Source organism: Blautia sp. DFI.1.216 (assembly GCF_020594215.1).
GTDB lineage: Bacteria > Bacillota > Clostridia > Lachnospirales > Lachnospiraceae > Blautia_A > Blautia_A wexlerae.
Genome location: NZ_JAJDML010000016.1, coordinates 40,890 through 56,189, shown reverse-complemented (window position 1 = coordinate 56,189; position 15,300 = coordinate 40,890). Strand labels below are relative to the sequence as shown.

Genomic DNA, 15,300 nt, shown 5'->3' with positions numbered 1-15,300 from the left:
ACGATAATGTATGTTCCATACTTTATCTATAAGAGAGAACAGAAATAAAGTACAATACAGCAGACAAATGCAACCAGTTCTCATTTTGCCAGAGTGTTTTGGCAGAAAAAGGCTGGATGAGTAATGCCACATAACAATCGCCTCGACTACGAATCTGAAAAATAGCAAGATTACATGTCCCCTATAGTTTTACCTCATACTTTCAAGATACAGAAGATAGGTATTTTTAAATTCGGAATATTTTTATCGTATGTATGATCACCTTTCTTACCTGAGCTTCAATGGCAATAATATGGGAATATGGAACAGTATATATTCCATCATGAGTTTCTATCGGAATCTTTTGAGTCATAGTGTTGTAATAAGCTAATGCGTCCTGAAAATTTCTGAGGAAGCGTTTTTTATCCAAAGGCTTTGAAAGATAGCGGAATACGTGAAAATGCATTGCTTCATCCAGATACTCAGAATAAAAAGCGCAAATTGAGATATGATAGTGAACTCATGCACAGGTAAAGTAATAGACTGGATGGTTAACTGTAATGTGATCGGCTCTTGCCTGTTACTGTTTCTGTGCACTTTTATATGTACAAGGCTTAAATATAGCTGGTTGCTGCTTTTGATTGCAGCTATTGGAATAATAAGTTTGATACGGTTCAGCCGATCGATACACTAAAAAAGAACCGTGTATTCCGGGAGGGGACCATTGGTGGATATGTGGTGGCCGGAATTGATGAGGTGGAACTGTTCAGCAGCACAAAAAAATCCTGTCCGGACTGCCTTACCCGGAAAAACCGTGCAGGTGAAATGGAATATTTCCACCGGAGTGTGGTCTGCATGACTGTTGGAAAAGCAACCGCATGTGATCCTGGGGCAGGAAATGCTGAAGTCGAGGGACGGAGCGGAAAAGGATGAAGGGGAACTGACCGGAGGAAAACGCCTGATATTTTTTATAAAAATGCACAAGCCAAAAAACTAAGTTACTGTTCAAGGGTTAGCTGGACTTGAGAAAACCGATGGTGTAGACTGATAACAGTCAAAGCCATCGGTTTTCTTTATCCAAATATTCTGGACACTCTGTCATATATATTGGCCGGATCTTCAAGGCGCATCAAAACAAGCATGCTCATGCATTGGCAGAGATAATCGATGTTTTCGAAACTTCTGAATGTCACGGCCTGCGCCTGTTTCCGCTTATAATTCCTTAGAAGCCTTTCGGCTTCATTATTCGTGGCAGGTACCCGGATATCATGCAGGAACAACAGATGGTTGTGCATGTATTTCTCCATTCTCAGGAATAAATTGTACCCGTCTTTGTAATAATCATTTGCCGGAATGTTTTCATATTCTTTCCGGGCAGTTTCCAGTATCTCACGGTATCGTTTTTCGAATCCGGAGACTATTTCCGGATCTGGTCCGTGTGGCTGCCGGCATCCATTTCGGAAGTGGACCATTTCCTGCACCAGTGCATGCATTTTTTTATTCCAGGTACGGTCTGGTTCGTTCTCTATGCTGGCTTTCAGATACCGCAGTACATGGGCAAGGCATTCCTGATGATCTGCTCCATAATTATAAAAGGTAATATCATGGTCATGGACAAGGATCCCCTGATAGTCTTCTGCAACCGTACCCTTTACTCCTTCGTGTCCCTTTTTCTCGCGGGCAAAGTACAGGGCTTTTCCGTCCGGTGTTGCACAGACATATACCTGGCAGCTCTTTCCGTTTTCCCTGGCATTTGTACAATCTGTATGCATAACAGGGGAAAGCAGCATATCTGCATAGGCAGACCTGCGTTCAGGCTCAGTTTTTAAAGCAAACTCCGGTTTAGTCTGCTTATCATGCCTTTGGAAATATTCAGTTTTCCACCCGTCAGGTCGGACAGAAATGCCCTGCTCTTATCAATGGATGTACAGCAGTCATTGTTCAGAAGGAACAGAAATGCCCGTATGCTGCCATCATAATTCACATCATCGATAACTCCGTCTGGAAATGCTGCATGTGCACGTTCTCCCGTATGACTGTTATAATAAACATCTGCATGATATTCCGTTACATTCAGGACCATACGGATACTTACCATCTGCTTTACGATGGTCCTGGCAGTCTTTTTAAAAGCACAGTCTTCGAGCACTTCTTCAGGTGGAGGAAGAAGAATAACTGGCTGTGTAGGCTCCTGTCTTTTCCGGCAGTGCCCTTTGTGGCCGGGCTGCCCGCCTGGTCTTCTGCCTGTTTTTTCCCTGTTGTTTGTGATCTTTTTACGTCGTACTGCTTTTGAAGAAGGAATAGAAGAGTTTTCATAATCACGGTTGATCTGTGCCCGTAGTTTCAGATTCTTTCCCTGTTCTTCTTCCAGTCTGGATGCCGCTTCATAAAACTGATGTCTGAAAACGGCTGCTTTATCCAGTGCATCCTCTCTTTGCTTTTCTGCATTCAGTGCACGGATCTCCATTTTTCGGAGTTCCTGCGCGGACCTTTTTTGTGCCTTTTCAAACTCCCGGAGCATATCCTCCAGTACCTGAAACCAGTAATTGCGCACACGGATCGTTTCTTTGTGCGCATCTGCAAGTTCTTTTTTCAGCTTCTCAATCTTATGTTCATAAACGTTGTACTCTTTCTGATGAAGTTCTTCTAACTGGATATATCTTTCACCAGATTCCAGTTCTTTGTTTCTGCGTTGTGCAGCTTTCAGCCGACACATGAGAGTGATATGATCATAAGTATCAGGCATACGTTTTCCTCCGGTACAGTCCTGCTAAACACTGCCGACGATATCTGTGATCTTTGAGATATGATCCTCGAGACATTCGATCAGCTCTTTCTGTTTCTGGATGAATTCCTCCTGGATCTCGATCTGCCTGAGATAGCCGTCAAGAAGTTCATCACGTTTTTTTAGTTCCTGTATAAAATCAATCTCCATAAAAACAACCTCTCTTTCTTGAAAAAAGTATAGCAGAAATGCAGGAAAAAAGCGAATTTCCGGAAATGACCCATTGGGCAATCTGACTGTGGATAAATCTCCATTATAAGATTGGAAATGAGCAGATATAAGGCCTCTGTCTGAAAGAATGGATAGGATTCGGTGTATAACTTTTGTGAAAAAGAACAGCAGAAAAAACTATAAATACAGTTTTTTCTGCTGAAGATAATTATCCACAAAATAGAGAAAATAATTTCGTCACTTTTTACAATGACTTATACATACCTTTGAACAGTAACAAACTAAAAGCGAAATCTCTGATGAGAATGGAAACAGCTATACAGAAATAGACTGATATGATATAATAAAATCGTTCCTACATTTGTAGAAAGAGGGAGAATGAGAGCGTGAAAAAAACATATCAGAGACTTCCAGAATCAGAACTGGATATTATGCTTGTTCTTTGGAATAATACACCTCCGATGAACAGAATGGAAATTGTAGCAGCAGGTGAAGGTGATGAAGAATCCAGAGTCCTTTACAATAACGGAGACGGAACCTGGATCGATGAGAACGGAAATCTTCATGAAGAGTAAATGAAAAGAAACGTTTTCCGTAAGCAAATAAGGGAATGGAAAACATTTCTTTTTTTATAAAATGTTATATGAGATATAAAAGCTATTTTGAAATATAAGTATTTGATAAGAAAGACATTTTTATTTTACAACAAACAGACATTTTTATGATAAAATATCGATAAAAATAATTTTGGACTGTAACAAAAGTCGTTGCAGTGTCTAAACTACATCAAATGGATACGGAGGAAGAAATGTGCGGGATATGTGGATTTACAGGTTACAGACAGGATCAGAAGACAGTAATTGAAAGGATGATGAAAGCCATTGAACATAGAGGCCCGGATAGTGAAGGCTCTTTTTGCAGGGAGAAGATTACGCTGGGCTTTCGAAGACTTAGTATTATTGATTTAGAAGATGGGCAGCAGCCTATGGAAAGTGCGGACGGAAACCTGCATATTGTTTTTAATGGGGAAATCTATGATTATAAGGAACTGCGGGCAGAACTTGAGGCTTCCGGCATTTCTTTCTGTACCCATTCTGACACGGAAGTTCTGGTAAATACCATTCAACAGTATGGGGAGAAGGCACTGGATAAGCTCAGGGGAATGTTTGGGTTTGCAGTATGGAATGAAAAAGAGCAGACTTTGATGCTTGCAAGGGATTTCTTTGGAATTAAGCCTGTGTACTATGCCGAAATAGATGGACACTTTGTATTTGCTTCTGAAATTAAGAGTATTCTTGCATTTCCAGGCTATGAAAGAAAAGTAAATCAGAAGGCCCTGGAGCAGTATTTGTCATTTCAATATGCCCCTCTGGAAGAGACCTTTTTTAAGGGAATCTATAAACTTATGCCTGGACATATGCTTTTATATAAAAACGGAAACTATGAAATAAAGACTTATTTCAAAACAAAGCTTACACCTGACAAGTGGAACCGTAAGACGAATATGGATCAGCTGCGGAGCCAGCTTGCAGAGATTTTAAAGGATTCGGTGAAGCACCACATGTTAAGCGATGTGGAAGTCGGCGCGTTTTTATCCGGGGGAGTGGACTCCGGGTATCTGGCTTCTGCCTCCGGTGCGGATCAGGCATTCACAGTGGGATTTGATGAGGGAGACCGATATAGTGAAGTAAACAAAGCTGCCAAAGTGGCAGAAAAAGCAAGCTTGAAACACCATGTGAAAATCATATCCAAGCAGGAATTCTGGGATGCCCTTCCAGATGTGATGTATCATATGGATGAACCACTTGGGGATGCCTCTGCAGTTGCACTTTATTTTCTTTCCAAAGAGGCTGCCGGACATGTTAAGGTAGTCCTTTCCGGGGAAGGCGCAGATGAACTTTTCGGTGGATACAATATTTACAGAGAGCCTGAAGCATTAAAGAAAGTTGCCTGGATTCCGTTCGTGCTCAGACGCGCTGTCAGAAAACTGGCTGCAAAGCTGCCAGACGTGAAAGGACGGGATTTCCTTATCCGCGCAGGAATGAAAGTAGAAGAACGCTTCATCGGAAATGCATATATTTACTGTGAAAAAGAGAAAGCACAGATTTTGAAAAATAAAGTAACAGGACCTTCCACGCAGGAATATTTAAGTCAATTTTATGAAGAGCTTGAGTCAGAAAACAGAGGCTCACTTCAAGACATGGAAAAAATGCAGTCTGTAGATCTGAACTACTGGCTTCCTGGCGATATTTTGCAGAAAGCAGATAAAATGAGCATGGCACATTCCCTGGAAGTCAGGGTACCATTTCTGGATAAAGAAGTTTTTAACTTTGCAGCAAAGCTTCCGAAAGAAGCCAAGATTGCAGCAGGTACAACCAAATATATTTTCCGTAAAGCTGTTTCAGAATTTCTTCCACAGGAAACCGATGAACGGAAGAAACTTGGTTTTCCCATTCCAATCCGTGTGTGGCTGCGGCAGAATGACTGGTATCAGATGGTAACAGATTTATTTACCTCGAAAGAAGCAGAAGAATTTTTCCATACAGAGAAACTGCTCCAGCTTCTGAACGACCATAAAGATAAAAAGGCAGATAACAGCCGTAAAATCTGGACAGTTTTAACATTCCTTATCTGGTACGATAGATTTTTTACTACATGTTCGAAGTGAGAGAGTTGGTTATGAGACGGTAATAATACCTAAATGGATATTCACAAAGAAAAAATAGAAGATAGGTATTAAGCTTTCGTATAGGAAGCTGCATGTCAATCCATGGTTTATGAAGAGCAGACTTCATCATAACTATTTGAATAATTTATCGAAAGAAGGAAAAAATGAAATTATACCACTACCGTTCAATAAGCAGTGCATTATTAGAAATTGAAAATGGCACTTTTCATTTTGCATCGAAAGAAGAGTTAAATGATCCGTTGGAAGGGTTTGTACGTGTTTTCTGGCAGGGAGATAAGATGGCCTGGGAGGGATTGTTCAGACATTATATATATAGCGTAGCGCGTGCACTGGAACTCTATATTCTGAAAGCCGATGATGAAACGTTATATCATGGTACTTTGGTTGCAGATGTTCATTGCTATAAAAATAACTTTTTTGAGAAAATTTTATTGAAATTAGGAGAAGAGTTCATAACGGATACAGATGTACAAAATCTGGCAGGAGTTTATGGTGACAATTGTTTGAAAGTATCAGAAAAGGAACTTCAATATATTCTTTTTTATATTCATAATAATGCACTAATTAGGTGTCTGGAAGAATTTAAGAAAAATAAATTTGTACCTGCAGAGGAAGCTGAGAAACAGATTAAACTTCTTAATTTTTCACTTTCTGTGGAAAAATTAGTAGATGCAATAAAGAAAGTCTTTTCTAATGAAAAAATGCGTGTCCAGACAATTGAATCTATGGAAGAAATATTCGAGGAAATGAAGGAATTCTCCTATATAATGAAAGGTGCAGAAAACGACATATTTCTTCATGGTAAAGGCTCTGAAGAACAAATATATAACAATGATGGCAATTCAGTAGTTCAACAGCATAGAAAGTGGTTAATTGTTATGGCTGATTTTCCAAAAGTGTTTGTGGCTCAGTTGAGGGATATGATATACCCTAAAAGCTATGTTGTTTGTTTTTCTAAAAAAAATGATAATTCTGCTATGTGGGGAAACTATGCAGACTGTCATAAGGGTGTATGTCTGATTTATGATACAGGTGACGAGGCAAAACTTAAGGTAGGAGGGCGACATATTCCTCTTGATGTAAGAGCAATTTCTTATGGTGGAGAGTCCATTGAATGTAATTTTTTCCAGACATTAGGACGATTGACTATGGTTCAAATAAGAGAATGGTTACTTGGAGTAGACGGCGTCAGTTCCTGTTATGAAGCATTTTCTGATGTAGAGGAATGGAGAAAACGTTACTGGAAGATCTATGATGCGAAAATCTATCGCAAGACAAAAAACTGGGAACATGAAAAGGAATTTAGGGTAGCTGTGTCAAATACATTTGGTGAATTTGATGTTCCTCAAAAGCAGAATATGTCATTTGATTGGAACCTTTTGAAAGGTGTTATCTTTGGAATCAGAACCAGTGAATATGATAAAAAACAGATTCTGGATAAGCTGATAAAGCATAAGGACGAATTATCAGATTTTACTTTTTATCAAGCTGAATATAGTGCTGAAGAGCAGAAAATTAAGATTCGAAAAAAGAAATTTTGGAGACTGATAAATTATAAAGGAAAAGTCGATGGCACAGAAAAAGTTTAAGGTAATTTGATATGGAAAGTATGTAACGCTCTGGCTTTATGGCTGGGGCGTTATTTTGCTGGAAAAAAGCAGATTCTGAGGATATAATATAATCATGTTGATTTTGATTCAAGATGAAAAGAATTGCTTTTAATTTTATATGAACGGAAGGGCAGTGAAATGTATTATGAGAAAGAAACAGCTGACAAGCCAGAAAAATGGCCAGCGAATGCGCGTGAACAGATTTTAGATACATTATGTGAATGTGTGGAAAAGTTTGAGAAAAATCCTTCTTATAAGACCAGAGAAGTCCTTTTGTCTTTAACATGTGAACATGATTTGAACTTAAATGAAAATTTTGGATTGGTTCGTGTAACTGAGTATGAAGTAGGAATACTGAATTTCCTTTATTTAGTTGGTAATACATATCAAATATCTTCATTAAAAACATATATATACAATATTATTGCAGAATTCCTGAAATTTTTTGTTTATAGATGCCACCTGCAAGGGGGTATTGGGATCAGATGATGGAAACAGATATTCTGAGTAAAAATGATACTTATCATGCAATAAATCCAGCATATCCAGACACATGTTGCATACATCATCTGCGATATAGATCAACCTATCCTTATCCCCTTTCGAGCGTAGTATTAGAGCTGTTTTTCTTTCAAAATCTATATCTTCCAGTTTTAATTTACGTGCTTCTGATACACGTAATCCACAGCAATAAATAAAGCGAAACAGTACTTTATATTCCTCAGCCAGTATGCTAAAACGATCGGCATTCACCTTTGGGATGTAATCATCTGCTACTGTAAAGAATTCCCTAATTTCACGTTCATTCATAACATATGGAACTCGATAACTTTTGGCGGAAAATTTTGAGGGAATGTAGCATTCACTGCCCTGTGAATTCATGTACTGAACCAGTTGCCGCAGCACACTCATACGGCTTGCACGGCGCGATTTTGCTTCATCTGCATGATAAGACAGCCATGTGTTCGATAATTCTTTTGTTATGATTGCCCTATCGATATGATTCTCTACACAAAACTTGTCAAATTGTATAAGGATGTATTTCGCTGAATCATAGATATAACCCGACTGCTTTTTCTGCTCAATTAGTCCCTGTATATCATTCAAAAAACAACTGGTAAAAATATATTCTTCAAGAATCATTTGGTTGCACCTCCCATCGGAATAGACATCTCTTTGAGAGAGAGTGCACATTTTCTCATATGCAATTCATCGTATGTAAGATATACATTTACTGTTGTTGAATCCCGGTTCCCCAATGCATCTATAACACGCTCTACACCAGCATTGTTTTTCAAAATACTTGTTGCAAATGTTTTTCTTAATGTATGAAATTTAACAGATGAACCGTCGCTGACAGTACTCAAAACTCGATTCAAGGCATTTGAACATATCTTTCCTGAAAGAATTCCGTATGGAGCCTTATGTCTAACAAATACATGCGGGTCATCACATTCAGGTCTCCCGTATTTCATATATCTGAAAACTGCATTCCCGACATCAACACTTAAGGGCAGGGAGATAGAGACTTTCGTTTTGTATTGTGTGATGGATATCTTTTTATTCATCCAGTCGATATCCGAAAGCTTCAGATTGATAACATTAGAGCTTCTAAATCCAAGTTTCAGTCCTATCATAACCATTGCAGCATCTCTAAGTTCGATTGGTGAATTACATGTTTTACGGTATTCATTTATACATGATATCTGCTCATCTGACAATATTGTAATGATTTTTCTGTGGTGAGCAAGCTTTGCCGGTATTACGCCATGTATTGTTTGATCCGCAAGATAATTATTATCTTCCAGAAATGTTATGAATTGACGTAAAACGCTATTTCTTCCAGAGGTGCCATTTACCGTGCTATGCAGATCAATCCTAAGAAATTCATTTATCAGATTTCGATTTAGATCTTCAAATGAACTTAACTTTTTTAGCAAAAGAAAATCACAAAAATTGTATACAACATATTTATAGGACCTAATGGTACCTTCACTATGGAAGCTTCTCCTAAGCCAGTCCAGATAAGCATTGACTGCTAAAGAGCACCATAGCGGATACTTCCAATCACGTGCCTTTCGAAAAGAATACTTCTTTAAAGGATCAAATTTTTGCATTTGAATCAGGATTCTACATACGATATGCTTGCTACACTGTTTACGTCATTTTTAAGTATCAAGCTGGTTCGTCTGGCTGACAGAACGGAAGAACGTGTCCTACCAGTACCGATAAGTTTTATACTGGATGAATTTCCAAATATCGGTGTTGTTCCGGATTTTAAAAAGAAACTGGCTACGGCCAGATCCCGGCGGATAGGCATGAGCATCCTGTTTCAGAATATTCCACAGCTTCAGAACCGTTATCCGGACAACCAGTGGGAAGAGATCCTTGGCGGCTGTGATTTCTCAATCTTTCTGGGCTGTAATGATATGACAACCGCTACCTACTACAGTGACCGGATCGGTGAGATTACAGTTTCAGTTGCTTCTATCCGAAAGAACTTTTTTACGATTCGTGCCACAGACTATGTGCCGGAATATTCGGAATCACGTTCCATTGGAAAACGGCAGCTCCTTTTGCCAGATGAGATCCTTCGTTATCCGCTGGATCAGGGAATCCTGATCATCCGAGGACACAATGTGCTTCGGTTTAAGAAAATGGATTATACGGAACATGCAGATGCCGGAAAACTGAAGATGGAAAAGGTTGTGGATCATATTCCGGACTGGTACCGAAAGTGGGAAAAACAGCAGCAGGAATTTCAGATACTGGATGAGCAGGTATATGAAGCTATGGATTCAGAGTTCTGCTTGCCAAGGAATTTGGACTTTATCTGAAGGAGCAGGAGGTGGAAAAAATACTGCTTGCAGAAAGCTGCATTGAAGTATATGAAAATATAGAGGAATTTCTGGAAAAAAGCGGATGGAGACGGGATAATCCAGAATTGTGCAGTGAATGCTATTTGTTTGAAAATCATATCTGCAGAAAAATCCAGGGTAAAATCTGGTATTTTTCAAGAATACAGTACGAAAATGGATTGCGTGGAATGAAGCAGGGCTTCAATTAGAGAATACGCAGTATTTGAAGTGTGAAAGGGCGGTAATATCCTAACCAAAAGGGTGTTACTGCCTTTTTTTGTTGTGCAGAATTAAAGATGTAGGGTAGCATTTATCAGAAAAAACTGATAAAATAAAGGAGAGAAAAACGTAAAGTATCTATATGGGGAGAAACATGGAAGACAATTATTTAAAACTCTTTGGCAATATGTTTTATAACATTAAAGAAGATCAGGATAATAAGAAAATAATTGAGGAAGCGAGTGAGGTGCTTGCTTCTATTATAATAAAATATGGGGAACTCATAAATGAGATTACTGCAAGAACATCTGCACAGGATGAATTTGTAGACACAGTAATATGCCTTTTTCTCAGGAAAATAATGGAACAGCTAGATGCACTCAATATTCTTATAGATGCAGGAGCTTTTTCGCCGATGCAAGTTATTGTAAGGACATTGCTTGAAAACACCGTAGGTCTGGAATTTATTTTAAAAGAAGATACCAGAAAGAGGGCTGCTGCATATTATCTGGAACAGCATTATAAAGAAATTGAGACAGGGGAAAAGCTTTTTGCCAGAAAATCCGAAAAGAGTAAAAATGCAATTAAACTACTGGGTGAAGCGCAGTTTACGGAAGATAGTAAAAGATTTCAGCGAAAAAAAGATGCTTTTCAGCATTTGATAGATACAAATGAGCTGTTTAAGGAAGTGGCTGATGCCAGAGAGAAAGCCATAGAGTCCAAACGAAAATACTGGAAGAAAAAGAAACGAAAAAATATCAACAAAATACATATTCAATGGTATGAAATCGGAACTAATGTACAGAACTTTCGAGAGATGATGAGAGAAACTGGACATGAAAAATATTATGAGGGGATTTATGGGGGACTTTCTTATGAAATACATGCACTAAATGCTGCGCGAGCAATACAGGCAGTGGCAGATGGCCTTTATTTACAACGAATTAGAAATCCCCAAAATGGAGGAAATATATTTGCATTTGTCTGCGATTTTTCTTTGATTGCTTTAGATAAGGTATATAAATATCTGGATGATGATGAGGCAAAAAGAGCAGAATTCAAAAGATACGTTATGGATTGTCAAAAGAAAAAAGTACATATAATTGCGACTATGGATCAGATAAATATTTTGTAGAGAGACAATAGGAGGGAGTTTAAGGGCAATTGATTTTAAGAAAAAATTAGCAAGCAGAACAATAACACCGAAAACTAATCCCATTGAGTTATATGGAACTTTAGACCGAAAAAGCGTTGCTGGTCCTCTTCGCCCAGCACAGGAAATTGTTCTATCTGAGTGGTATACAAAACGACGTGCAGATAAGGATTTAATTATTAAATTGCATACTGGCGAAGGGAAAACATTAGTAGGATTGCTACTTCTTCAATCTTTACTCAATTCAAAGGAGGGGCCATGTCTTTATATATGTCCTAATAAATATCTTGTCAGGCAGGTATGTTCAGAAGCGGATAAATTTGGTATTCCCTTTTGTACATTTGGTGAAAGTACCGAAATCCCAAATGATTTTCTTGCAGGTTCCAAAATACTTATTACTCATGTACAGAAAATATTTAACGGAAGATCTGTATTTGGAACAGACAACAACTATATAAAAACGGGAGCCGTTCTTATGGATGATTCACATGCTTGTATAGATACCATTAAAAGCGCTTTTACCATTTCAATAAGCAAAAGTGAAAATCCTGAAATTTACTCGAAGATTCTGACACTTTTCAATGATGATATGATTGAACAAGGGGAAGGAAGCTGGCTTGATATTCAGGCTGGAGATTATAATACTTTTATGGCAGTCCCGTACTGGAGCTGGAATAATAAGAAAACAGAAATGCTAAAGATTTTGTCTGCTGCCCAGGAAAACAGTCAAATATATTATACGTGGCCTCTTATGCGTGATCAGATAGAAAATTATTGTTGTTACATATCCGGAAGTAAAATTGAGATTTCTCCGTATAATGTTAGCATTCGTACTTTTGGTTCTTTTTCATATGCTACACATAGAATTTTAATGTCTGCAACAACTCAGGATGATTCATTTTTTGTAAAGGGCTTAGAGTTTAGGCCAGAGGCTGTGAAGAATCCGTTGCGGAATGAAAAACAAAAATGGTCTGGCGAAAAAATGTTGATAATACCATCGCTTGTTGAAGAATCTTGTGATCATGATTTAATTGTCACTAATTTTTGCAAGAGCTCTCTTTCAAAATTTGGCATAGTGGCATTGGTGCCTAGTACGAAAAATTGTAGACAATATCAAAATTTAGGAGCAATTACGGCTACTACGGGAAATATTGTTGAGGAACTTGATAAGTTAAAAAAAGGAATTTTTTCAAAAATCGTTGTAATTAATAACAGATATGATGGCATTGACTTGCCTGATGAAAGTTGTCGAATACTGATTATGGATAGCCTTCCGTATTTTGATAGCTTGGCAGATCGCTATGAAGAACAGGCGTGTCCAAATAGTGAACTGATCAATAAACGGATAGCTCAAAAAATTGAACAGGGTATTGGCAGAGGTGTCCGTGGTGAAAAAGATTATTGCGCCATTTTAATAATTGGCTCAGAATTGGTTCGGTTTATGCGGAGTATTGCAACTAATAAATTCTTTTCACCACAAACGAGAAAACAAATTGACATTGGCATCGAAATTGCTGACATGGCGAAAGAAGATAAAACTGAAAGCCCTATAAAAGTTGTGCTTTCTTTGATAAAGCAGATGTTAGTGCGTGATGAAGGCTGGAAAGAATATTATGCTTCTGAAATGGATACGATTGTAGAAGATAATGCAGAATCACAGGTATATGACAGGCTTTTAAAAGAACGGCAGGCAGAACAATTTTTTTGTGAAGGTGAGTATGAGAAAGCTATTTCTTCCATGCAGCGATTGATTGATGGGCTTAATGTTGATGACACAGAAAAGGGTTGGTATTTACAGCAATTAGCAAGATATACATATCCGACAAGTATTGCAGAATCGATTAAAATTCAAAAAAGTGCATTTAAGAAAAATACACAGCTTTTAAAACCGAGTACAGGAATTGATTATACAAAAATTTCTTATATACACCAAGACCGCCTAAATAATATCAGAACATATATGCGGAAATTTTCAGATTATGGTGAATTGTTTTTGTCAGTTAATGCGACATTAGATAATTTGTCTTTTGGTATTGAAGCTACTAAATTTGAAGCTGCATTAAAAGATGTTGGCGCTTTACTTGGCTATGTCAGCCAGCGTCCAGATAAAGAAATTCGGAAGGGACCTGATAATCTTTGGTGTGGTTCGAATGATCATTATTTATTATTTGAATGCAAAAGTGAGGTGTCCGGAACCCGTCAGGAAATCACGAAACATGAAGCGGGACAAATGAATAACCATTGTGCATGGTTTGAAGATCAATATGGCCCAAATGCAAATGTAGACAGATTTATGATTATTTCGACAAAGACACTTTCTTATGAGGGAGATTTTACACATAAAGTTAAGATAATTCGTCCAAATAAACTTAAGATCCTGAAGGATCAGATAAAAGGGTTTATTAAAGAATTAAAACCGTTTTCCCTGGATGAGATATCTGATGATACTTTACATGAATTTTTAACGTTACATCATCTGAATGTTGAAGATTTTTCTGAGCAATATTCTGAAGAATACTACCATAAAACTAGATAAGAAATGCGAGTACAGCTAATTGGATGAACCGAAAGGCTGTACTTTTTATTTTTAAGAAAATATGATATGGAATATGTCTGTCTTTTTGTTTGTAAAATTTCTGAAAATATTCTGGTGAAATGGTAGTATGATATGGAGAATGTTAAAAAACGTAGGGGAGAACGAAAAATGAGATTGCAGGATAAATTAGTATCGTATCTGGAATATTGCACATATAGAAAGGAACTGGATCAGAAAACAGTAAAAGCATATCGAATCGATCTCAATCAGTATTTTACTTTTGTTGCTTGCGAAGAACCAGACAAAGAGAAGATTGAGGAATATATTACAGAATTACATAAAAAATATAAGCAAAAAACAGTGAAACGCAAAATAGCCTCTGTCAAAGCATATTATAGTTATTTGGAAGAGAATGAATTGATTAAAGAAAGTCCATTTCGAAAAATAAAAGTCAAATTTAAGGAAAATTTGATTCTTCCGAGAATTATACCGCGTGAAGAGATTGAACATTTATTAAACCATATGTATGGCTGTCTGCAGCAGGCATCGGAGACGGTTTATAAATATTGCCTGAGAGATGTGGCAGTAATCGAGCTTTTCTTTGCAACCGGGGCCAGAGTTTATGAAATATCAAATATACGGGCAGAAAATGTGAATCTGAATACTGGGCTGATTCAACTCATGGGAAAAGGAGCGAAAGAAAGATATGTTCAGATTGGCAGTACCTCAGTGTTGAATATTTTGCGGAAATATTATGCTGAAAACAGAGCGGCGATTAAAAAAAGTGGATATTTTTTTGTAAATGGCAGGGGCAACCGGTATACGGAACAGTCCATTCGACTGATGCTAAAAAAATATACAGCTCAGGCTGGAATAGAAAGAAATATCACACCGCATATGTTCAGACATTCATTTGCAACATATCTGATTGAGGAAGGAGTGGACATAAGCTGTGTACAGCGGATACTGGGGCATTCTTCCATAAAGACAACACAGATCTATATTCATGTGGCAGCCAGAAAACAGGCAGAAATCTTACGGGATATGCACCCACGGAATAATATGAAGATCATAGGAGCAGCGTAAAGGAACGCATAAAGATACATATATAAAATGCAGGAGAGGAGATCGGCGAAAAATGGCGGTCTTTTTTGCATACAAAAATATTGGTAAGGCATAAATATACTAAGAATAATGAAAAAATTTTATATTGGGATGAATTCAATAGAAAAATCTGGCGAGATTTGCTATAATCCAAATAAGATAATGAATAGATAATTCTCAATTATCATTGATTCAT

12 protein-coding genes and 1 pseudogene are annotated in these 15,300 nt (G+C 37.7%); 9 read left to right on the top strand and 4 right to left on the bottom strand.

Annotated features, from left to right (window positions below):
- The first annotated feature begins 717 nt into the window (after positions 1–717).
- Positions 718–912: a hypothetical protein gene (locus tag LJE11_RS08280; RefSeq protein ID WP_173699885.1), complete on the top strand. Its 195-nt coding sequence runs from the start codon at positions 718–720 to the stop codon at positions 910–912.
- A gap of 140 nt (positions 913–1,052) precedes the next feature.
- On the opposite strand, the pseudogene LJE11_RS20785 reads toward LJE11_RS08280, so the two are convergent.
- Positions 1,053–2,725 (bottom strand): annotated as a pseudogene (locus LJE11_RS20785) (IS66 family transposase).
- A gap of 24 nt (positions 2,726–2,749) precedes the next feature.
- Positions 2,750–2,914, bottom strand: a complete 165-nt coding sequence (locus tag LJE11_RS08265) for a hypothetical protein (protein WP_008703625.1) — start codon at positions 2,912–2,914, stop codon at positions 2,750–2,752.
- Positions 2,915–3,321: 407 nt separating this feature from the next.
- Between LJE11_RS08265 and LJE11_RS08260 the strand changes: the two genes are divergently transcribed.
- The 3 genes from LJE11_RS08260 (at position 3,322) to LJE11_RS08250 (ending at position 7,213) form a co-directional block, all read left to right on the top strand.
- A complete protein-coding gene (locus tag LJE11_RS08260; protein WP_008703624.1) occupies positions 3,322–3,510 on the top strand; it encodes a hypothetical protein in 189 nt (62 codons plus the stop codon).
- Between the two features lie 233 nt (positions 3,511–3,743).
- Positions 3,744–5,603, top strand: coding sequence for an asparagine synthase (glutamine-hydrolyzing) (gene asnB / locus LJE11_RS08255; protein WP_055200756.1), 1,860 nt, complete (start codon positions 3,744–3,746; stop codon positions 5,601–5,603).
- Positions 5,604–5,917: 314 nt separating this feature from the next.
- Positions 5,918–7,213 carry a DUF2971 domain-containing protein gene (locus LJE11_RS08250; RefSeq protein WP_227295806.1) on the top strand — a complete coding sequence of 432 codons (1,296 nt, stop codon included), beginning with the start codon at positions 5,918–5,920 and terminating at the stop codon, positions 7,211–7,213.
- 420 nt (positions 7,214–7,633) lie between these two features.
- On the opposite strand, the gene LJE11_RS08245 is transcribed toward LJE11_RS08250, so the two are convergent.
- Positions 7,634–8,377 (bottom strand): tyrosine-type recombinase/integrase, encoded by a 744-nt coding sequence (locus tag LJE11_RS08245; protein WP_227295804.1) that lies wholly within the window; start codon positions 8,375–8,377, stop codon positions 7,634–7,636.
- The gene (locus LJE11_RS08240; protein WP_008703617.1) at positions 8,374–9,351 is read right to left on the bottom strand and encodes a tyrosine-type recombinase/integrase; all 978 of its coding nucleotides are present in this window, start codon (positions 9,349–9,351) and stop codon (positions 8,374–8,376) included. The genes LJE11_RS08245 and LJE11_RS08240 overlap by 4 nt, the downstream gene beginning before the upstream one ends.
- Between LJE11_RS08240 and LJE11_RS08235 the strand changes: the two genes are divergently transcribed.
- The 5 genes from LJE11_RS08235 (at position 9,346) to LJE11_RS08215 (ending at position 15,086) form a co-directional block, all read left to right on the top strand.
- Complete coding sequence (locus LJE11_RS08235; protein ID WP_008703619.1) at positions 9,346–10,071, top strand: type IV secretory system conjugative DNA transfer family protein; 726 nt, start codon at positions 9,346–9,348, stop codon at positions 10,069–10,071. The genes LJE11_RS08240 and LJE11_RS08235 overlap by 6 nt on opposite strands.
- Before the next feature lie 11 nt (positions 10,072–10,082).
- A complete protein-coding gene (locus LJE11_RS08230) occupies positions 10,083–10,301 on the top strand; it encodes a hypothetical protein (protein WP_020993988.1) in 219 nt (72 codons plus the stop codon).
- 164 nt (positions 10,302–10,465) lie between these two features.
- Positions 10,466–11,446, top strand: coding sequence for a DUF5677 domain-containing protein (locus LJE11_RS08225; protein WP_020993987.1), 981 nt, complete (start codon positions 10,466–10,468; stop codon positions 11,444–11,446).
- Positions 11,436–14,000: a DEAD/DEAH box helicase family protein gene (locus LJE11_RS20075; RefSeq protein ID WP_330380968.1), complete on the top strand. Its 2,565-nt coding sequence runs from the start codon at positions 11,436–11,438 to the stop codon at positions 13,998–14,000. The genes LJE11_RS08225 and LJE11_RS20075 overlap by 11 nt, the downstream gene beginning before the upstream one ends.
- Positions 14,001–14,168: 168 nt before the next feature.
- Positions 14,169–15,086, top strand: coding sequence for a tyrosine-type recombinase/integrase (locus LJE11_RS08215; protein WP_020993986.1), 918 nt, complete (start codon positions 14,169–14,171; stop codon positions 15,084–15,086).
- The last annotated feature ends 214 nt before the right edge of the window (positions 15,087–15,300 follow it).

What these genes read in the sequence shown, in the direction of transcription:
- LJE11_RS08265 (WP_008703625.1), bottom strand. Translation starts at nt 2,914, where the DNA reads ATGGAGATTGATTTTATACAGGAACTAAAAAAACGTGATGAACTTCTT.
- asnB (WP_055200756.1), top strand. Translation starts at nt 3,744, where the DNA reads ATGTGCGGGATATGTGGATTTACAGGTTACAGACAGGATCAGAAGACA.
- LJE11_RS08245 (WP_227295804.1), bottom strand. Translation starts at nt 8,377, where the DNA reads ATGATTCTTGAAGAATATATTTTTACCAGTTGTTTTTTGAATGATATA.
- LJE11_RS08240 (WP_008703617.1), bottom strand. Translation starts at nt 9,351, where the DNA reads ATGCAAAAATTTGATCCTTTAAAGAAGTATTCTTTTCGAAAGGCACGT.
- LJE11_RS08225 (WP_020993987.1), top strand. Translation starts at nt 10,466, where the DNA reads ATGGAAGACAATTATTTAAAACTCTTTGGCAATATGTTTTATAACATT.
- LJE11_RS08215 (WP_020993986.1), top strand. Translation starts at nt 14,169, where the DNA reads ATGAGATTGCAGGATAAATTAGTATCGTATCTGGAATATTGCACATAT.